21 protein-coding genes are annotated in these 19,383 nt (G+C 68.2%); 12 read left to right on the forward strand and 9 right to left on the reverse strand.

The genetic code is table 11. The features are described from left to right. Positions 1-11: 11 nt before the first annotated feature. Positions 12-1,076 carry a homocysteine S-methyltransferase family protein gene (locus AC3G88_RS15975; protein WP_153946156.1) on the reverse strand — a complete coding sequence of 355 codons (1,065 nt, stop codon included), beginning with the start codon at positions 1,074-1,076 and terminating at the stop codon, positions 12-14. Between the two features lie 240 nt (positions 1,077-1,316). Here AC3G88_RS15975 and AC3G88_RS15980 point away from each other — a divergent pair, with 240 nt between their 5' ends. Next, a complete protein-coding gene (locus AC3G88_RS15980; protein WP_488771547.1) occupies positions 1,317-1,709 on the forward strand; it encodes a rhodanese-like domain-containing protein in 393 nt (130 codons plus the stop codon). 82 nt (positions 1,710-1,791) lie between these two features. Here AC3G88_RS15980 and AC3G88_RS15985 read toward each other — a convergent pair whose 3' ends face one another. The 4 genes from AC3G88_RS15985 to AC3G88_RS16000 form a co-directional block, all read right to left on the reverse strand. Next, positions 1,792-2,049, reverse strand: a complete 258-nt coding sequence (locus AC3G88_RS15985) for a BTH_I0359 family protein (RefSeq protein ID WP_061956410.1) — start codon at positions 2,047-2,049, stop codon at positions 1,792-1,794. A gap of 214 nt (positions 2,050-2,263) precedes the next feature. Next, entirely contained in the window at positions 2,264-3,094 is an 831-nt protein-coding gene (pcaD, locus tag AC3G88_RS15990; protein ID WP_488771548.1) for a 3-oxoadipate enol-lactonase, read from the reverse strand. A gap of 46 nt (positions 3,095-3,140) precedes the next feature. Then, entirely contained in the window at positions 3,141-4,148 is a 1,008-nt protein-coding gene (locus tag AC3G88_RS15995) for a DUF3108 domain-containing protein (RefSeq protein ID WP_488893515.1), read from the reverse strand. Positions 4,149-4,173: 25 nt separating this feature from the next. Next, positions 4,174-5,046 carry an IclR family transcriptional regulator gene (locus AC3G88_RS16000; protein WP_488893679.1) on the reverse strand — a complete coding sequence of 291 codons (873 nt, stop codon included), beginning with the start codon at positions 5,044-5,046 and terminating at the stop codon, positions 4,174-4,176. A 114-nt stretch (positions 5,047-5,160) separates the two neighbouring features. Between AC3G88_RS16000 and AC3G88_RS16005 the strand changes: the two genes are divergently transcribed. From AC3G88_RS16005 to rfaE2, 6 genes are all read left to right on the forward strand, one after another. Further along, a complete protein-coding gene (locus tag AC3G88_RS16005; protein WP_488771550.1) occupies positions 5,161-6,141 on the forward strand; it encodes a fumarylacetoacetate hydrolase family protein in 981 nt (326 codons plus the stop codon). A 165-nt stretch (positions 6,142-6,306) separates the two neighbouring features. Beyond that, positions 6,307-7,131, forward strand: a complete 825-nt coding sequence (locus AC3G88_RS16010; RefSeq protein WP_153946161.1) for an enoyl-CoA hydratase/isomerase family protein — start codon at positions 6,307-6,309, stop codon at positions 7,129-7,131. A 51-nt stretch (positions 7,132-7,182) separates the two neighbouring features. Further along, a complete protein-coding gene (locus AC3G88_RS16015) occupies positions 7,183-8,091 on the forward strand; it encodes a PhaM family polyhydroxyalkanoate granule multifunctional regulatory protein (protein WP_488893516.1) in 909 nt (302 codons plus the stop codon). A 62-nt stretch (positions 8,092-8,153) separates the two neighbouring features. Beyond that, positions 8,154-9,332: a patatin-like phospholipase family protein gene (locus tag AC3G88_RS16020; RefSeq protein ID WP_488771852.1), complete on the forward strand. Its 1,179-nt coding sequence runs from the start codon at positions 8,154-8,156 to the stop codon at positions 9,330-9,332. Positions 9,333-9,464: 132 nt separating this feature from the next. Next, on the forward strand, positions 9,465-10,310 hold the full coding sequence (locus AC3G88_RS16025) for a ferritin family protein (protein WP_153946162.1): 846 nt from the start codon (positions 9,465-9,467) through the stop codon (positions 10,308-10,310). 93 nt (positions 10,311-10,403) lie between these two features. Beyond that, on the forward strand, positions 10,404-10,898 hold the full coding sequence (gene rfaE2 / locus AC3G88_RS16030; RefSeq protein ID WP_488893517.1) for a D-glycero-beta-D-manno-heptose 1-phosphate adenylyltransferase: 495 nt from the start codon (positions 10,404-10,406) through the stop codon (positions 10,896-10,898). Positions 10,899-10,946: 48 nt separating this feature from the next. Here rfaE2 and AC3G88_RS16035 read toward each other — a convergent pair whose 3' ends face one another. The 3 genes from AC3G88_RS16035 to AC3G88_RS16045 form a co-directional block, all read right to left on the reverse strand. After that, positions 10,947-11,738 carry an SPOR domain-containing protein gene (locus AC3G88_RS16035; RefSeq protein WP_488893518.1) on the reverse strand — a complete coding sequence of 264 codons (792 nt, stop codon included), beginning with the start codon at positions 11,736-11,738 and terminating at the stop codon, positions 10,947-10,949. A gap of 62 nt (positions 11,739-11,800) precedes the next feature. Continuing rightward, a complete protein-coding gene (locus AC3G88_RS16040; protein ID WP_488893519.1) occupies positions 11,801-12,628 on the reverse strand; it encodes a type III pantothenate kinase in 828 nt (275 codons plus the stop codon). After that, complete coding sequence (locus AC3G88_RS16045; RefSeq protein ID WP_488893680.1) at positions 12,625-13,503, reverse strand: biotin--[acetyl-CoA-carboxylase] ligase; 879 nt, start codon at positions 13,501-13,503, stop codon at positions 12,625-12,627. Before AC3G88_RS16045 ends, AC3G88_RS16040 begins: the two co-directional genes overlap by 4 nt. Positions 13,504-13,656: 153 nt before the next feature. On the opposite strand from AC3G88_RS16045, the gene AC3G88_RS16050 reads away from it, so the two are divergent. Genes AC3G88_RS16050 through AC3G88_RS16070 form a run of 5 tightly spaced genes read left to right on the forward strand, consistent with a single transcriptional unit; the run spans position 13,657 to position 18,680 of the window. Then, the gene (locus AC3G88_RS16050; RefSeq protein ID WP_488771555.1) at positions 13,657-14,787 is read left to right on the forward strand and encodes an MlaE family ABC transporter permease; all 1,131 of its coding nucleotides are present in this window, start codon (positions 13,657-13,659) and stop codon (positions 14,785-14,787) included. After that, a complete protein-coding gene (locus AC3G88_RS16055; RefSeq protein ID WP_488893520.1) occupies positions 14,784-15,644 on the forward strand; it encodes an ABC transporter ATP-binding protein in 861 nt (286 codons plus the stop codon). Before AC3G88_RS16050 ends, AC3G88_RS16055 begins: the two co-directional genes overlap by 4 nt. Further along, positions 15,644-16,585 (forward strand): MlaD family protein, encoded by a 942-nt coding sequence (locus tag AC3G88_RS16060; RefSeq protein ID WP_488893521.1) that lies wholly within the window; start codon positions 15,644-15,646, stop codon positions 16,583-16,585. Before AC3G88_RS16055 ends, AC3G88_RS16060 begins: the two co-directional genes overlap by 1 nt. Positions 16,586-16,629: 44 nt before the next feature. Beyond that, positions 16,630-17,346: an ABC-type transport auxiliary lipoprotein family protein gene (locus AC3G88_RS16065; RefSeq protein WP_488893522.1), complete on the forward strand. Its 717-nt coding sequence runs from the start codon at positions 16,630-16,632 to the stop codon at positions 17,344-17,346. 50 nt (positions 17,347-17,396) lie between these two features. Further along, positions 17,397-18,680 carry a VanZ family protein gene (locus tag AC3G88_RS16070; protein ID WP_488893523.1) on the forward strand — a complete coding sequence of 428 codons (1,284 nt, stop codon included), beginning with the start codon at positions 17,397-17,399 and terminating at the stop codon, positions 18,678-18,680. Positions 18,681-18,711: 31 nt separating this feature from the next. Here the strand turns inward: AC3G88_RS16070 and pcp are convergent, their stop codons facing one another. Next, positions 18,712-19,374, reverse strand: coding sequence for a pyroglutamyl-peptidase I (gene pcp, locus AC3G88_RS16075; RefSeq protein ID WP_488893524.1), 663 nt, complete (start codon positions 19,372-19,374; stop codon positions 18,712-18,714). Between the last annotated feature and the right edge of the window lie 9 nt (positions 19,375-19,383).

Consider the following 19,383-nt stretch of genomic DNA (forward strand, 5'->3'; position numbering starts at 1 on the left):
GTACGATGTGTTCAGGCGGCCTGTTCGGCGTCTTCGCGATACTGGCCCGGCCAGGCACGCGGCGTCTTGTCGGCCACGCGGCGGGCGATGGCGGCGATGTGATCGGGCGTGGTGCCGCAGCAGCCGCCCACCAGGTTCACCAGGCCCGAGGCGGCGAATTCCTCCACCAGCGCGGACGTGACATCGGGCGTTTCGTCGAAGCCCGTGTCGCTCATCGGATTCGGCAGGCCGGCGTTCGGATAGCACGACACCGCGGCGTCGCACACCTTGGCCAGTTCGGCGATGTACGGGCGCATCAGCGTGGCGCCCAGCGCGCAGTTCAGGCCGAACGTGACCGGCCTGGCATGGCGCAGGCTGTTCCAGAACGCTTCCACGGTCTGGCCCGACAGGATGCGGCCCGATGCGTCGGTCACGGTGCCCGAGATCATCACGGGCACGCGCTCGCCGGTGTCCTCGAACAGCTGGTCGATCGCGAACAGCGCGGCCTTGGCATTCAGCGTGTCGAAGATCGTCTCGACCAGGAACACATCGGCGCCGCCTTCGAGCAGCGCCTTGCCCTGTTCGTAATACGAATCGCGCAGTTCCTCGAAGGTGATATTGCGCGCGCCGGGGTCGTTGACGTCGGGGCTGATGCTGGCCGTCTTCGGCGTCGGGCCGAATGCGCCGGCCACGAAGCGCGGCTTCTCGGGCGTGCTGTACTTGTCGCAGGCAGCGCGCGCCAGGCGGGCCGCCTCGACGTTCATCTCGTACGCCAGCGACGCCATCTTGTAGTCTTCCTGCGCCACGCCGGTGGCACCGAAGGTATTGGTCTCGATCAGGTCGGCGCCGGCGGCCAGGTACTGCTCGTGGATCTCGCTGATGACCTGCGGACGCGTCAGCAGCAGCAGTTCATTGTTGCCCTTCACATCGACCGGATGGTCGGCGAAACGCGTGCCACGGTACTCGGCCTCGCCCAGCTTGTAGCGCTGGATCATCGTGCCCATGGCGCCGTCGAGAATCAGGATGCGTTCACGCAGCAGCCGGGGCAGGCTGGCGGCCCGGGTATAGGGGCGGGGGGCGGAATGGACTGCGCTCATGGTGGGGCCTGGTCGTGATGCGCGCGCCCGGCCGTCGGGCCGAATGCGCAAATTTGGGCAAGAGGGCGATTTTATCAGGTAGATCAAGGGATTGCGGGCGGGCGCCCGGCCCCGGCCCGCTGCGCCCGGCGCGGTTGTCAGCCGGAGACAGCGCGCCTACACTAGGAGACGTATTCGCCACGAACCAACCTTCGGTCCGGTCGGCTATCGTTCGCTTTCGTCCGATTTTCGTCAGTTCCCATGCAACACTTGAGCCCCAACGATGCCCTGGCGCTGCTCGGCTCCGAGCCCGATGCGCTGTTTATCGACTGCCGCAGCGAGATGGAATACCTGTTCGTCGGCCATCCGCAAGGCGCGCACAACGTGCCCTGGAACGACGGCCCCGACTGGGAGGTCAATCCGCACTTCGTCCAGGCCGTGAAGAAACTGGCCGGACAGGTATCGGCGCGCCCCGTGGTGCTGATCTGCCGCAGCGGCAACCGCTCGTCGGCGGCCGCCCGCGCGCTGGAGGGGGCCGGCTTCACCACCGTCTACAACGTGCTGCACGGTTTCGAGGGCGATCTCGACGCCCATCGCCACCGCAATACCGTCAACGGCTGGCGGCACGAAGGGCTGCCGTGGGAGCAATACTGAAGCACCCCGCCGCCCTGGCGCGCCAATAAAAAACGCCCGCTTGGCAAGCGGGCGGCTTTCGTTCGGGCCGTGCCGGCAATGCTCAGTGCATCACCAGCGGATTGTTCATGACGGTGTCGAACTTGCCCAGAAACTCGTCGACTTCCTCCACGGATGGCTCGCTTTCGATCAGACGCGTCACGTCGGCGCGGAAGGTCTCGGCCATATGACCGCCGAGGAAAATTTCGCGTTTCAGGTTCTTGTCGACGATTTCGTAGCCGCCCGAGGCAAGGGTCGCATGCTCGACATCTGCGCCAAACTCGACAATGCAATAGTTGTCGCTGTTGTAGATCATTTGCATCGCACTACCTCCTGGCGTATGGTTGGCGCCGGTCCCAAGCCTGCCGGGATGACGCGATTTCCTCTCCAAGCTGAGGGTAGTCGTCCGTAATTCAAGTTTTTGCTGCCCGGACGAACCTTTGCGTGCCGTTGCTTCCCTCCTATGTTGGGCATCGGCGCCCGCCGCAAGTTTCTTGAGCGCCTGACATTACTGTGTTGCGATCTTCCCAATGGCGTTACGGAATATCACACTGCCCGCCACATGCCGCATGCCCCAGGAACGCATCGAAGATCGCATGGAAGCGTTCCGGTTGTTCGATAAACGACAGGTGCGCGGCGTCGGGTAGTACCTCCAGCTTCGCACCGTGAATTTTCCGTGCAATGGATTGGGCCATCGAAACCGGCGCGCCTTCGTCCTGATCCCCTGTCACCACCAGGGTCGGACAATGGATACGGCCGATCGCGTCCGCCAGGTCGAAGGCCACGATGGCCTGCGCCACGCCCACAAAACCCTGCACGGGCGTGGCCAGCAGCATCCGGTTGATACGTTCCACCTGGTCGGGATGCTGCGCGCGGAACGGCTGCGTCAGCCAGCGTTCCATCGTCGCCGGCGCCATGCCCGCCATGCCATGGGCCTCGGCCTGTCCGATCCGGTTGGCCCACATCGGGTGGGCTTCCATCGGCGTATGGTCGATCGTGTCCACGAGGGTCAGCGACAGCAGGCGGTCCGGATGGCGTACCCCCAGCGTCTGGGCCACCATGCCGCCAACCGATACGCCGCAGACATGGGCCTGTCCGATGTCGAGCGCGTCCATCAGCGCCACGGCGTCGTCCGCCAGCCGGGTCATGGTGTAGGCGCCCACTGGCGCGTCGCTGCCGCCGTGGCCGCGCAGGTCGAAGCGCAACACGCGATAGCGGTCAGACAAATGACGGGCGGTATCGTCCCACAGTGTCAGATTCGCACCGAGCGCATGCATCAGGACCACCCATGGCCCTTCCCGGCCATCGATGCGCGCCTGCAGCTGGACGTCGCCAGCCCGTATTCGCTGCGCCAATGTGTCAGGCATGTTTCAGTCTCCCGCGTGGTCAACACGTGTCACCGCGGCTACGGCATCACCGCCCTTCACTACTACGATAGACCAGATCGATCTGAGTGCCATCGGGCTCCGTCTGACGAAGCCGCGCAGGCATCCAGTTCAGCGACGGCGCCAGCCAGATTTCCACGCGCCGCTTGTCATTGGGGTGACGCGCAAGCCTCACGAAGTGTCGCGCGCGCACCACGTCGGTGCCGATGTCGATATCTTCTTCGCCCACGTACTGGACCTGCATCGGCTCGACTTCGCGGGTGTCCGCCACGTTGAACGACTCCACCACACCCGGCGTGGCATAACGCTGCGGGTCGCCGCGCGCCCAGCCCACCAGCTGCAGGAAAATGCTGAAGCGGTCCTGGAAGGCGGTGGGCATCGGCACCTGGCCGCCCCGCGTTTCAAACACCACGGTATTGGCCGTGCGGTCGAAGCGTGCCACTTCCACCTTGCTCCGGCGCGCTTCCTCGTAGCGCGTGGGTGCCAGTCCGCGATCGGTTATGTCGCCGCTGCTCTGGAATGCAAAGCGGAACCACAGCACGCGCGTTTCAACGGCCAGCCTGTAGTGCTTGCCGTCCTGTTCCCATCGGATGATGCCGTCGGGGTTTTGCACGCCGTTGACGAAGCTGGCGTAGCGCAGGGTGACCGAAGGGGGGGCCATATAGCGCGGCCCGGGGGGCGCGGGGGGCGCGGGGGGTGCCGGCGTCTCGGCCGGCGCCGGCTGGGCGCTGGGGCTGGCGGTGCCGGTGCCGCCGGCGCCCGTGCTGGCCGAGGTATCGCCGCTCTCGGCCGTGGCCAGCGCGGGCGCGGCAGGCTCCCTGGCAGGTTCGGGGGCTGGAACGGGCGTTTGGGTCTTCGGCGCGGGCTTTGGCGCCGGACGCGGCGGGGCGGGCGGCGCCGGGGGCTTGGGCGGAGGCAGCAGCACCGCCTCGACCGGCGGCGTCTCGCGCGGATCGGGCAATGCCGGGATCGGCACGCGCACCAGGCTGAACAGCAACAGCGCGTGCACGATCGCCACCAGTGCGATCACCGCCATCCATCGGCGCAGGCGCCGTGGACGCTTATGAGGGGTCTCCGTCCCTTGCGGACGGCTGGCTGTCGCCAAGATAACCAAGTTCCGACGAAATCTGCCGCGCGATATCGCGCACACGGCGGTCTACCGCGCCGCCCCATTCTGCATCGAATACGCTCTGCGCGCCCAGCACGATCAGCGCCATCGCCAAATGACCGTTGGCGTCGAACACCGGCGTCGAGATGGCATTGATGCCCGGCAGCACGCCGCCACGCGTACGCGCCGCGCCGCGCTTGCGCACGTCGGCGCAGATGGCATCGTAGTCGGCCAGCGACGCGGGCATGTCGGGCAGGGCGGCATCGCCGCGCGTGGCCAGTTCGCGCTCGATCAGCGGCAGCGTCTGGCGCCGGGAAAGGTACGCCCCATAGAGCCGGCCCGTGGCGGAATTGAGCAGCGGCATCACATCGCCCAGCCGCAGGCTCACGCTGACCGGATGACTCGATTCTTCCCAGTGGACGATGGTGGGTCCATGGTTGCCCCACACGGCAATGCCGGCGGTCTGGTCGATCTCGTCGCGCAGTTGCGACAGGATGGGCCGCGCCTTGCGCACCGGGTCCAGCCGGTTCAGCCCGGCAAGGCCAAGCTGCAGCGCGAACGGCCCCAGGTCGTAGCGCTGGCTCACGGCGTCCTGCGTGACGGCACCCAGGCGCTGGAAACTGACGAGGTAGCGATGCGCCTTGGCCGGGCTCATGCCGGCGGCGGCGGCCAGGTCGCGCAGCATCATCGCGCGCGGCGATGCGGCCAGCGCCTGCAGCAGCCGGAATCCCACCTCGATGGACTGGATGCCGGCGCGTTTGGCGTCGTCGCGGCCATCCTCTTGTGCCAGGTCGTCGCGGGAATCGTCATCGTCCACAGCGGTCATGCGCAGCTCGGGAAACAGGAATGTGATGCCGGCCATTCTATACGCGGCCCGCGGCCAGCCCGGGCCGCTCCGGTAGACTACCGGCCATTCATTCCCGCCAATGTTCGATTTCGCATGAAACTCGCCACCCTGAAGGACGGTACGCGCGACGGCCAGCTGGTCGTTGTCTCGCGTGACCTGAAGACCGCGCACTTTGCCACCGAAATCGCCGGCAAGCTGCAGACCGCGCTGGACGACTGGCCCTTTTACGCGCCGCAGCTGCAGGACCTGTACGACGCGCTGAACGCAGGCCGGGCGCGCCATCCGTTCCCGTTCCAGCCGAAGGACTGCATGGCCCCGCTGCCGCGCGCCTACCAGTGGGCGGACGGCTCCGCCTACGTGAACCACGTGGAACTGGTACGCCGCGCGCGCGGCGCCGAGATGCCGCCCGAATTCTGGACCGATCCGCTGATGTACCAGGGCGGGTCCGACGACTTCATCGGTCCGCAGGACGACATCGTCTGCCCGAACGAGGCGTTCGGCATCGACTTCGAGGCCGAAGTGGCCGTGATCACCGGCGACGTGCGCATGGGCGCCACGCCCGAGCGGGCCGCCGAGGCCATCCGCCTGGTGATGCTGGCCAACGACGTGTCGCTGCGCAACCTGATTCCGGCCGAACTGGGCAAGGGCTTCGGCTTCTTCCAGAGCAAGCCGGCCACCGCGTTCTCGCCCGTGGCGGTCACGCCCGACGAACTCGGCGACGCCTGGCGCGACCGCAAGGTCCATCGGCCCATGATCGTGCACTGGAACAGCAAGAAGGTGGGCGCGCCCGACTGCGGCACCGACATGGTGTTCGACTTCGGCCAGCTGATCGCCCACATCTGCAAGACCCGCAATGTGCGCGCCGGCAGCATCGTCGGCTCGGGCACCATCTCGAACGTCGACCGCAGCAAGGGGTACGCCTGCATCGCCGAAAAGCGCATGATCGAGACCATCGAACATGGCAAGCCCGAGACCGAATTCATGAAGTTCGGCGACGCCGTGCGCATCGAGATGTTCGATGCCGACGGCAAGTCGATTTTCGGCGCCATCGACCAGGTGGTGGCGGCCCGCTGACCGGGGCGGCCAGCCGGCGCCGCGGGCGGGCGCATCGGGCCAAACCCGGCTTGCGGCACACCGCACGGTTGCGCCTATAATTTCCCGACCGCCCGGTCGGGAAATCGACCGGATCATCGCCTTGCCCCGCGCCCTTGCCGGCGCCTTCTTTCCGGAATTCGCCCCATGACCGCCGACGCCAACACGCTCTCCCCCCGCCTGGCCCGCTACCAGGCCCTGACGCTGCGCCGCCACGGCCCGGTCCTGGAAGTGATCATGGGCGCGGCGCAGTCGGCCAACCAGAAGCTGGCCACGGCCGACGCCAACATGCACCGCGAGCTGGCCGAGATCTGGCGCGACGTCTCGGCCGATCCCGACATCCGGGTGGCCCTGATCCGTGGCGAAGGCAAGGGATTTTCGGCCGGCGGGGACCTGGCGCTGGTCGAGGACATGGCCAACGATTTCGAAACCCGCACGCGGGTCTGGCACGAGGCCCGCGATCTGGTCTACAACGTCATCAACTGCGACAAGCCGATCGTCTCCGCCATGCACGGCCCGGCGGTGGGCGCGGGGCTGGTGGCGGGGCTGCTGGCCGATATCTCGATCGCGTCGAAGACCGCACGCATCGTCGACGGCCATACCCGCCTGGGCGTGGCCGCCGGCGATCATGCCGCCATCGTGTGGCCCCTGCTGTGCGGAATGGCCAAGGCCAAGTACTATCTGATGCTGTGCGAGTCGGTCAGCGGCGAGGAAGCCGAGCGGATCGGCCTGGTATCGCTGGCGGTGGAGGAAGACGAACTGGTGGCCAAGGCGTTCGAGGTGGCCAACCGTCTCGCGGCGGGGTCGCAAACCGCCATCCGCTGGACCAAGTACGCGCTCAACAACTGGCTGCGCATGGCCGGTCCCGCGTTCGATACCTCGCTGGCGCTCGAATTCATGGGCTTTGCCGGCCCCGACGTGCACGAAGGCATGGCGAGCCTGCGTCAGAAGCGGCCGCCCGAATTCCAGTAACCGGCCGTCGCCCTTGCGCGCGGATGGCCCACACGACAGGGGTGCCGCACCATGTTTGGACAGATTCCCGATTTCGGCAACAGCTTCGAGTTCCTGCGCAAGCTCTGGGCCACCGGCAGCGGCATGCCCGGCGGCCTGATGCCAGGCCTGGGCGCCATGACGCCGCCGATGGATCTCGACGAGGTGGACAAGCGCATCCACGACCTCAAGGCCGTGGAAAGCTGGCTGCAGTTGAACGCGAACCTGCTGCGCACGACCATCCAGGGCCTGGAGGTACAGCGGGCCACGCTGGTCGCCCTGCAGACGTTCGGCAACGCGCTGTCGCCCGAGGCCATGCAGAACGCGATGGAAAACGTCGCCCGCGCCGCCAACGCGCCCAGCGCGCATCCCCCGCAGCATCACCACCCGTTCAGCACGGGCCAGACCGTGTCCGAGGCACAGGCCGACGCCGAAAACGACGAGCCGGACGACGATGACGCGCCGCCCGACGGCGCGGAAGCCGCCGAGGCCGCGGCCCCGGCCCCGGCTGACGGCGACGCGGCATCGGCCCAGCCCGGCGCGGCCCCGCTGCCGCCCAACGCGTCGCTGTGGTGGAACCTGCTGCAGCAGCAGTTCTCGCAGATCGCCAGCAGCGCAGCGGCCGCCAGTGCCGCGGCAGCCGGCGCCACGCCATTTGCCGGCATGGCTGGCTTCGGCGCGGGGGCAGCCCCCGGTGCCGAGGGCGTGGAGCCCGGCGTGAAAGGCGATCCGCCCGCGCAGCGCAAGCCGGACGCCAATGGCAAGGCCCGGCCTGCAGCGGGCAAGGCCGCGGCGAAGAAGCCAGCGGCAAGGAAACCTGCATCGAAGAAGGCCGCTGCAACGGGTACGGCCAAGGGCGCCGCAGGCAAGGCGCCGGCCAAGGGTGCCGCCACCCGATCCCACACCGGCACGCCGGACGCGCCCGAGGACGGCTCCGAGTGACCACGGCCTCGCCCGCCAGCGCCTTCGCACGTGCCAGCCAGCGCCAGAGCACGGCGCTGGTGATGATGGGCGGCGGCGCCCGCGCCGCATATCAGGCCGGCGTGCTGTCAGGCATCGCAAAGATCGCCGCGCGCCATGGGCTGGACCACTGCCCGCTGCCGTTCGGCATCATTGCCGGCACGTCGGCCGGGGCCATCAATGGCGCCGGGCTGGCTACCGGCGCGGCCGATTTCCGCACCGCGGCCGACACGCTGGCGGCGCTCTGGCACAGCCTGCATGCCGACGACGTGTACCGGACCGATGCGGTCCAGATGGGTGTGTCGGGCGCGCGCTGGCTGTCCTCGCTGGCCTTCGGCTGGATCACCCGCCGCGCACCGCGCGCGCTGTTCGACAACGCGCCCCTGGGCAGCTTCCTGACCGAACTGTTCGAACCGGGGCGGGTACAGGCCAGCCTCGACAGCGGCGCGCTGCACGCGTTCGCCGTGACGGCGCTGTCGTACAGCACCGGGCGCCACATCACGTTTTACCAGTCGCACCGACGCATCCATCCGTGGCAGCGCAGCCAGCGGCTGGCCGTGGAGGCCGCCATTGGCGTGGATCACCTGCTGGCCTCGTCGTCGATCCCGTTCCTGTTCCCGGCCATGCCGCTGGAAATCGAAGGCCATCACGAATGGTTCGGCGATGGCACGATGCGGCAGATGTCGCCGCTGTCGCCGGCCATCCACCTGGGCGCCTCGCGCATCCTGGCCATCGGCGCGGCGTCGCGCCAGCGCGCGGGCTGGTTCGATACGGTGCCCTCAGGCGGTTACCCGTCGCTGGCGCAAGTGGGTGGCCAGGCGCTGGCCAGCATCTTCCTCGATGGCCTGCAGGCCGATATCGAACGGCTCATGCATATCAACCGGCTGCTGTCGCGCATGCCCGAGATGGCCAACGATGCCGAAGGCTGGCGCCCCGTGCAGGTGATGACCGTCTCGCCCAGCGAACCCATCGAGGCCATTGCCGCCGAGCACCTGCACCGGCTGCCGCGCACCGTGCGCGCGCTGCTGTCGCCGCTGGGCGGCACCGAGGCACGCGGCGCCGCGTTCGCCAGCTACCTGCTGTTCGAGCCCGAATTCACGCAGGCGCTGCTGGCGCTGGGCGAACGCGACGCGGCCGCGCAGGCCGACGAGATTGCCGCCTTCCTGTACGGCGTGGTGCCGGAAACCAGGCCCACGGCACAGGAAATGTCGGAAGTGTCGTAGCCGCTACATTTTCAACGCCTGCCAGGCGCTCCGCCTATGCAATCCATCGCATCAGGGCTAAAACGGAGTAGAGAAAACATTCGAGAATGATTCTTGTCTGGTAGAATCCGCCCGTAATTTCAAAGGCTTAGCATGCTCTACCCCGAACTGTTCAAATCGTTGGAAGCGGTCCGCTGGCACATGGACAAGGACATCCCCTGGGATACCTTCGACCCGAGCCTGCTGACTGACGACCAGGCGAAGACCATCCGCATGAATGCGATCACCGAGTGGTCGGCCCTGCCCGCCACGGAGATGTTCCTGCGCGACAACCGCCACGACTCCGACTTTTCGGCCTTCATGAGCATCTGGTTCTTCGAAGAGCAGAAGCATTCGCTGGTGCTGATGGAGTACCTGCGCCGCTTCCGCCCGGACCTGGTGCCGACCGAAGAGGAACTGCACGCCGTGCGCTTCGAGTTCGACCCGGCCCCGCCGCTGGAAACGCTGATGCTGCACTTCTGCGGCGAGATCCGCCTGAATCACTGGTACCGCCGCGCCGCCGAATGGCACTCGGAACCGGTCATCAAGCACATCTACCGCACGCTGTCGCAGGACGAAGCGCGCCATGGCGGCGCCTACCTGCGCTACATGAAGAAGTACCTGCACCAGTTCGGCGACAACGCCCGCGCAGCTTTCGCCAAGATCGGCGTGCTGATGGCATCGGCCCGCCGCACGGAAAAGCCGCTGCACCCGACCAACCTGCACGTGAACAAGGCGCTGTTCCCGAACGACACCGTGCAGTCGCGCCTGCCGGACCCGGACTGGCTGGAACACTGGCTCGACGAGCAGATCCGCTTCGACGAGGTCTGGGAAAAGAAGGTGATCGAGCGGATTCTGCACAATATGTCGCTGCTGTTCGAGCGCACGTTCGAATCGGTGCAGGACCTGAACCGCTACCGCAAGGAACTGAACGCAAACCTGCAGGCCGCCCAGGCCTGACGGATTTTCCGGTTCCAGCCGCTGCAACGAGACCCCGTCGGCTACGATGGGGTTTTTCATTTTGGGCGCCGCCGCCCTCTTCCGACCCGATCCATGACCGCACCCGCCTTCGAATCCAAGCTGGTACCCGCCGACGACATCGCCGCGCTGCACGCCGCCGTGGCCGCGCTGCCGCGTCCGCTGGTCTTTACCAATGGCGTGTTCGACATCCTCCATCGCGGCCACGCCACGTACCTGGCCCAGGCGCGCGAACTGGGCGCCAGCATGGTGGTGGGCGTAAACAGCGACGCGTCGGTGAAGATGCTGGGCAAGGGCGACGACCGTCCGCTCAATCACGAAGCGGACCGCATGGCCCTGCTGGCCGCGCTGGAATCGGTGGACCTGGTGGCGATGTTCCGCGAGCAGACCCCGGTGGAACTGATCCGCCTGGTGCGTCCGGACATCTACGTGAAGGGCGGCGACTACGACATCGACACGCTGGAAGAAACCCGCCTGGTGCGCAGCTGGAGCGGCCAGGCCTATGCCATCCCGTTCCTGCACGACCGCTCGACGACCAAGCTGCTGACGAAGGTGCGGGCGCACGGCTGACACCTTGGCCGCCGCCATGGTGATGCGGCCCTGGTGACGCGGCTCCCCCTACCCCGCCCGCGCGGCGCTCCCTTCGCCGCGCGCCTGCGTCATCCCCTTGCAGGACTGCAGCAACTCCGCGCCGTAGCGCAGGCGGACTTCATCCATGCGGGTCCGCACGGCCTCGTCGGCGTGCGCCACGCGCAGCCACTGGCGCGACACGGCACGCGGCGCGTCGCTGACCAGCGCGGTGCGCACCCCCAACCCGCGTAGCGTTTCCAGGAATCGGTCGGCCCGTTCGCGCTCGCGGAACAGGCCCAGCGATACCGTGTACGACTCGGGGTCATCGGCGCTCACGACCGACACATCGGTCACCTTGCGGCGGCGCAGCTCGGCCAGCTTGCGGTCGGCGTTCTCGCGCGTGGGCTGGGGCGGCAGATGGACCCACCAGCGCACCTGCTCGCTGCGTTCGAACTGTTCCACCGTCAGCGGCGAACCCGCCGCGATGGCTGCCAGGTCTTCCTTCGCGCGCTGCACGGTCTGCGACGTGAAGCCGCCCATCTCCAGGCAGGCATCGGCCGGTGTGGCGGCCAGCGTCACGCTGCCCGGCGCCGCCTTGCCCGCGGGCGCTGCGCTGGCGGGCATCTCGCTGCGTGGCGCAGGCGCCGACGCCTCGGCGGGCTGGGGCAGCATCTCCATGCGCTCGCGGCGCACCTGCTGATCCACACGTTGCGGCTCGCGTGGGCTCTCCAGCGTGCCGCCAAGCGGATGCGGCCCGAAAACGCCCAGCACGGCCGCCAGCATCAGCAGGTTGGCGATCAGCAGGATCAGCAGCAGGACAGTCAGGCCTCTCCGGGACATTTGGCGCGAGTCGGTCGAGTGATGGGCACCGGCAAAGGCTGGCCGGCGATGATGACAGGGGCTCAGGCGGGCAGCGCCATCGCATGCAGCCCAAGCAGCACAAGATTATCGTGCATCTCGAACGGCATCGCGAGCGCTCCGGCCACCGCGTGCCGCGCGCCGCCCGACAGCAGGCAGCGTACCGGGCCGCGTTCGGCCAGCGCCCGCCATGTCCGCTCGACGGCGCCGGCCTGCGCGGCCAGGCAGCCCGCCGCAATCGCATCGTGAGTGTTGTCTGAGCCCAACGCCCGCACCGCGCGCGTGGCGCCGGCGCCGGTATCGCGCACATCGAGTTCGGGCAGCTGCGCGGTATTGCGCGCCAGCGTGCCCAGCATCAGTTGCAGGCCAGGCAGGATCAGGCCGCCCTCGAACCGGGCGCCATCGGGCGTGGGGGTCACGATGTCGAGTGTCGTGGCCGTGCCCGCCGTGACGATCAGCAATGTCTGATCCGGCAGCCAGCGATGCGCGCCGATGCTGCCCACCCAGCGGTCCACCCCCAGCTGCGTCGGCTCCCGATAGCCGTTGGCCAGCCCGCCATGCGCGGCCGTGGTGCGTACCCATGTCAGCGCGGCCGCGCTGCCGAAGGCCTCCACCAGCAACGCATCGACCTTGCCCGCCAGCGTCGGGCCGGCCACGTTGGCGATCCACACCGCCGGCACGCGGCCGCCAGCCAGTTGCTGCCACGTGCCAAGCAGCGCGGCCCGCTCGGCGGGCGCGGCATGTGCGGTCGCGCCGGCGTGCTGCCAGGGCGTGGGCAGTGCGCCGGCCGCAGGGGCCTGAGCGGGCACGTCATCGTCGCACCAGGCCCATTTGAGCCGGGTATTGCCGATGTCGATCAGCAGCGTACTCATGCGGTGGCTCCGCGCAGCGACACCTCGCCGCTGGCAATGCGTTGCAATCCATCGGCGGTTTCCAGCAGCAGGTGGCCGTCGCTGTCCACGCCACGCGCCAGGCCTTCGGCCAGCACCTGCCCGTCATGCAGCAGGCGCACAGGCTCGTTGCGGAAGGCATCGCGCGCCGACCACGCCGGCGCCAGCGGCGCAAAGCCCTGGGCCAGAAACGTGGCACGCATGGCCGCCAGCCGGTTCAGCACGGCGGCCAGGATGCGCGTGGGGTCGCGCTGCGGATCGAACGACGCCATGGCCTCGGACACACCTGCCAGTTCGCGGCCCAGCGCCGCTTCCATGCCGGCGTCGCGTATCAGGTTCAGCCCGATGCCGATCACCGCCCACAGCCGCTGCGGCCCGGCCGGCACCGATTCGATCAGGATGCCGGCCAGCTTGCGACCGTCGATCTGCAGGTCGTTGGGCCACTTCAGGCCCACGCGCGCGCCGCAGGCGGCGTCGCAGTCTTCCAGCCCCTGAGCCACGGCCAACCCCACGGCCAGGCTCAGGCCGCTGAGCCGCGCCGGTGCCAGCGCCAGCGGCATCGACACCGAAAACATCAGCCCGGCGCCCTGCCAGGGCCGCCCCTGCCGGCCACGACCGGCGGTCTGGCGGTAGGCCACGCGCACGCGCGCGGCGTCGTCGGCCCATGGCGCGCTGCGGCTGGCCTGGGTCAGGTCGGCATTGGTCGAGCCGGTTTCCGCCACGACCTCGACCTGCCATGACCGGGCGGGGCCGCCAGCGAGCGCCTGGCGCAGGGTGTCGGTGTCGATCCGCCATGCCGGCAGGGTGGCGGCATCGGCGGCACGGTGGTTGGCGGCGGCATCGGGAAAGTCTGGCATGGGGACGGCAGGCATCTGGAATTCATCCGGCGGGGCGAAGCATGGCGCGGAGTCTGGCGAGATTGTAGCCGTGGCCGTGTCAGCGGATGTCCGGTCGCGTGTCCCCGGTTGGTAGCATAGAATCGAGACTCCGCCATCACATCATCGCCGCTTTTGGATCGCCAGCCGACGCCCGCCATTGATATCTCGCGCCAGGACGGAGCCTGCAGCATACAGCTGCAAGGGGACTGGACGGCTCTTGCACTTGCCGGCTGCCATGAGGCCCGCGGCCTGCGCGCCCAGCTGCATGAACTGACCGAGGCGCCGCAGCATGCCGAATGGTCGCTGGCCGGCGTGACGCGGCTCGACCATATCGGCGCGCAACTGATCTGGCAGGCCTGGAACGGCCGCATGCCCGAGCGCGTGGCACTGAACGACGGCCAGCGCCGGGTGTTCGAGCGCATTGAAAACCTGCGCACCGACGGCTGGCGCAAGACGATGGTCGACCGTTTCAATCCGGTGACCTTGCTGGGTGCCAAACTTCTGTCGTTCTTCGCCCAGCTGGCCAACGGCATCACCATGCTGGGCCAGCTGGCATTCGACCTGCTGCGGTTTGCGCGCGCGCCGCATCGCGGCCCGTGGCGCGAGATCTCCGCGAATGTCTACAACGTCGGCTATAAGGCACTCGGGATCACGGCGCTGGTCGGGTTCCTGATCGGCATCGTGCTGTCCTACCTGTCGGCCAACCAGTTGCGCACGTTCGGCGCCAGCACCTTTATCGTCAACATCCTGGGCATGGCGGTGATCCGGGAACTGGGGCCCGTGCTGGCCGCCATCCTGATTGCCGGCCGCTCAGGCTCCGCCATTACCGCCCAGATCGGCGTGATGCGCGTGACCGAGGAACTCGACGCGATGAGCGTGATGGGTATCTCGCACGGCTTCCGGCTGATCATGCCGCGCGTGATCGCGCTGTCCATCTCGATGCCGCTGCTGGTGGCGTGGACCGACGTGATGGCGCTGGCCGGCGGCATGGTGGCCGCTCGCTACCAGCTCGACATCAGCTACGCGTTCTTCCTGCGCCAGCTGCCCGATGCGGTGCCGGTGGCCAACCTGTGGCTGGGCCTGGGCAAGGGCGTGGCGTTCGGCATGCTGATTGCGCTGACCGCCTGCCACTTCGGGCTGCGCATCAAGCCCAACACGCAGAGCCTGGGCCAGGGCACCACGGCATCGGTGGTGACGTCGATCACCGTGGTCATCCTGGCCGATGCGGTCTTTGCCATCCTGTTCAAGAACGTGGGGCTATGAATACCATCGCCACGCCGCAAGTCGGCCCCGACACCCCGCGCGAGAAGATCATCGAGGTGCGCGACCTCGTCAAACGCTATGGGGACAACGTCGTGCACGACGGCCTGAACCTCGACGTCTATCGCGGCGAGGTGCTGTCGATCGTGGGCGGCTCGGGCACGGGCAAGACCGTGCTGCTGCGCCAGATCGTGGGGCTGGAGCGGCCGACGTCGGGCACCATCAAGGTGTTCGGCGAGAACCCGGCCAGCCTGAACGCCGCGCAGCTGCAGACGCTGCGCAACCGCTGGGGCCTGCAGTTTCAGCGCGGCGCGCTGTTTTCGGCGCTGTCGGTCATCGACAATATCGCGCTGCCGCTGCGCGAGATGCGCGCGCTGCCCGACAACCTGATCTGCCAGGCATCGCTGCTGAAACTGCAGCTGGTGGGCCTGTCGGCCAAGGACGCCGACAAGATGCCGTCGGACCTGTCGGGCGGCATGATCAAGCGCGTGGCGCTGGCGCGTGCGCTGGCACTGGAACCCGAGCTGGTTTTCCTGGACGAACCCACGGCGGGCCTCGATCCGATGGCATCCGACGACTATGTGGCCCTGATCCGCGAATTGCGCCGCGAACTGGGCTTGACGGTGGTCATGATCACGCACGACCTGGACACGCTGGTGGCGCTGTCCGACCGCGTGGCCGTGCTGGCCGACCGCAAGGTACTGGCCGCCGCGCCCATTGCCGAGGTGATCAAGGTCGATCACCCGTTCATCCGCGAATATTTTCTGGGCGACCGCGCCCAGCGCGCGCTGCAGGCGCTGCCCGCCCTCAAGGGCCCCGGCAGCCCGGCCGCGCCCACTGGAAACACTGGAGAGACCTGATGGAAAACAAGTCAAACGCCTTCCTGGCAGGCGTGTTCACCATCGGACTGGCGATCCTGGTGCTGTTCTCGCTGTTCTGGTTCAGCAGTGACCACGCCGTGCGCGTGCCGTACGACCTGATCACGCGTTCGACGGTCAACGGGCTGGGACCGCAGGCCGACGTGAAGTATCGGGGCCTGGATGTCGGCAAGGTGCTGTCGATCAAGTTCGATCCGCAGGTGCCGGGCCAGATCATCGTGCGCATCAGCGTCAACCAGGACACGCCGATCACGCGCACCACCTATGCCACGCTGGGCTTCCAGGGCGTGACCGGCATCGCCTATGTGCAGCTGGACGACACCGCGCGCGAGGATGGCGCTGCCGCCAGTTCGCCGCCGCTGCATACGTCGGCACGCGAACCGGCGCGCATCGTGATGCGGCCCGGCTTCTTCGAGGAACTGGAAAAGCGCGGCGACTCGCTGCTGACCCAGACCGAGACGCTGATGTCGTCGCTCAACGAGATGTTCCAGACCACCAACCGCGACGAGCTGATGGCCGCCATCAAGTCGGTCCACAAGACCGCCGACGACTATTCGAAGCTGGCCGCGTCGCTGCAGCCCGCCGCCGCCCGCCTGCCGCAGGCCGTGGACAACCTGAACGCCACGCTCGCTTCCACGCGCCGGCTGGCCGATGACCTGGCCAGCCCGCATGGCACGGTGATGAGCACCGTGAACCGCGTGGGCGAGAACATGCAGGGCGCCGCCGATTCGGTGCAGCAGGCGGCCGGCATCTTCACCCAGGAAACGCTGCCGCAGATCAACGGGCTGGCGCGCGATGCCCGCCAAGCCACGCGCAGCATCGACCGTGCGGCCGGCCAGTTCAACGACCAGCCAAGCAGCGTGCTGTTCGGCGGCTCGGCCGTGGCCCCCGGACCCGGCGAGCCGGGCTTCCACGCCCCCTGAACCGCCGCCACGCCATGCGTCAGACCCACCGTCGGGAATCCACCATGAAAACCCGTTCCGCCCTTGCCTCGCTGGTCATGCTGATGGCGCTGTCCGCGCTGACCGCCCTGGCCGGCTGCAGCGTGCTGTCGCCCGCCAAGCCAAGCACCACCTACGACCTGGGCCCGCTTGCCGCCGCACCGTCCCAGCCGCCCGCCCGCCTGCCCAAGCTGCGCGTGGCCGATACCGGCGGGCCGACGTGGATGGACGGCCGGGGCATCTACTACCGGCTGCAATACACCCAGGCCCAGCGGCTGCAGGCCTACGCCACGCAGCGCTGGGTGGACGCCCCGACGCGGCTCTTCGACGACCGCCTGCGCGACGCGGTGTCCGGGCGCGGCGAACTCACGTGGTACGGCGACACCAGCGTGCCGGCCGTCAAGGTGGACCTGCTGGGCTTCGAGCAGGTCTTCGACTCGCCCACCAGCAGCCGCGGCGTGGTGCGCGCGCGGGCCACGGTATTCCACAAGGGGCTGATCGGACAGAAGACCTTCGTCGCCGAGCTGCCGGCGCCCAGCCCCGACGGCGCCGGCGGGGTGAAGGCGCTGTCGGCCAGCAGCGATGCGGTGATCGCCGCCATCCTCGACTGGGCCGCCACGCTGCCGCTGGAAGCCGCCGCCGCAGCCGGTCCGGCGCCGCTGCCGCGCGCGAACCCGCCCGGGCGCAACGCGGTGCCGCTGCCGACCGACGAAACGCCCACGCCCACGCCCCCGCGCCAATGAGGCGCGGAAAGCCTATAGTGCGAATCAGGCCGTAAGGTTTCACGCAGTCAATGGCACCGGATACGCCCCTGCCTCCTTCGCCCCCGACGCCCCCAGAGGCCCCGCCGCAGCCGGAGCTGGAGGGCTGGTTGCCACGTCATTCGCCGCTGGCGCGTGTGGGGCTGATCTGCTTCACGCTGCTGGTGGTCTACGCCAGCCTGTATCCGTTTTCGGGATGGTTGAACAACGGCATCTCGCCGTTCGCCTTCCTGACCGCGCCCAAGCCGCGCTACATCACCGAATTCGACCTGCTGACCAATGTGCTGGGCTACTGCCCGTTCGGCGCGCTCGTGGTGCTGTCGCTGCATCCGCGCGTATCGGGCGCGCGCGCCACGCTGATCGCACTGGTGGCCGGCGCGCTGCTGTCGTCGGTCATGGAAGCCCTGCAGACGTGGCTGCCCACCCGGATCCCGTCGAACATCGACCTGATCACCAACGCGCTGGGCGCGCTGCTGGGGGCCGCCGTGGTGGCGCCGTTCACCAGCGCGCTGATCGACCGGGGCAACCTGACCCGCCTGCGCATGGCGTGGTTCGAACCGCATGCCAGCTTTGCGATCGTGCTGATCGTGCTGTGGCCGTTCGCGCAGGTGTTTCCGCAGGAACACCTGTTCGGCATGGGCGGCATCGTGCGGGAATGGCTGACCGATCCCGATTCCTGGCCGATGATGTGGGTGCAGGCTTACTTCCCGGCGCTGATCGCCTGGCAGGACAGCATCAACCTGCGGCCCGACGACCTGCAGAACCAGTTGCTGCTGGAAACCATGGTGACGGCATCGAGCTGGATCGGCACCGGCCTGTTTGCATCGGTGGCCATGCGGCGTACCGCGCCGATGCTGCGCATCCTGGCGGCGCTGCTGACCGCCGCGCTGATGATCAAGGCTGGCGTCGCGGAACTGCAGTTTCCCGACGACAACGCGTTCAACTGGCTGTCCGAAGGCGGGCGCTTTGCCCTGCTGACCAGCTCGCTGGTGCTGGTCCTGCTGCTGCGCCTGCCACGCTGGCTGCGCGCCGTGCTGGCCGTGGTGTCGCTGACCGGGCTGGTGATACTGACCAATATCCTGCCGCCGAACCCCTATGCGTGGATCTCGGAGCAAGGCTGGCGCATGGGCCGCCTGGTGCACTTCAACAGCCTCGCGCAATGGCTGGGCTGGGTATGGCCGTTCCTGGCCTTCTTCTACGTGGTCTGGCGCTTCGAGCAGATCACGCTGCGGCGGCGCCTGCAGAAGCGCGCCCAGCGCCGCGCGACGGCGCGGGCCGTGGCCGCCGCGACGGAAACCCGGCAGGAATCGAAGTAGGCGTCAGCGGCGCATTGCCGCCGGCGACGTGTCAGTGCAGCTGACCGCCCTGCTCTCGGATATCGGCATCGGTCGACAGCGACGTGGCCACCGCCACGCGCAGGCCGGCGACCAGCGTATCGAGCGCCAGGCTGGGCGCGCCGGGATGCCGCGCGGCCTGCTCGGGCAGGTAGGGGATGTGGATGAAGCCGCCGCGCGTGGCCGGGACCGCTGCGTGGCGTTGCGCCAGCGCATGCATCAGCCCATAGAACACATGGTTGCAGACGAAGGTGCCGGCGGTTTGCGACACCATCGCCGGCACGCCGGCTGCGCGCATGTCGCGCACGATGGCCTTGATCGGCAGCGTCGAGAAATACGCGGCCGGGCCATCGGGCGCAATGATGTGGTCGATGGGCTGCGCGCCGGCGTTGTCGGCAATGCGGGCATCGTCCACATTGATCGCCACGCGCTCGATCGACATCTCGGTGCGGCCGCCAGCCTGACCCACGGCAATCACCACATCTGGATTTAAAGATTCTACGAGTTGCGCCATCGCGTCGATGGCGTTGCCGAACACGCACGGCAACTGGCGCGCGACAATCACCGCATCGCCAACGCGCTGGCCATCGAGTGCTCGCACCGCCTCCCACGAGGGATTGATCGGCTCTTGTTCAAACGGCTCGAAGCCGGTCAGCAGGACGGTACGAACGGACATGGCAGTTTC

The sequence above is a fragment of the Cupriavidus sp. 86D6 genome, assembly GCF_057815095.1.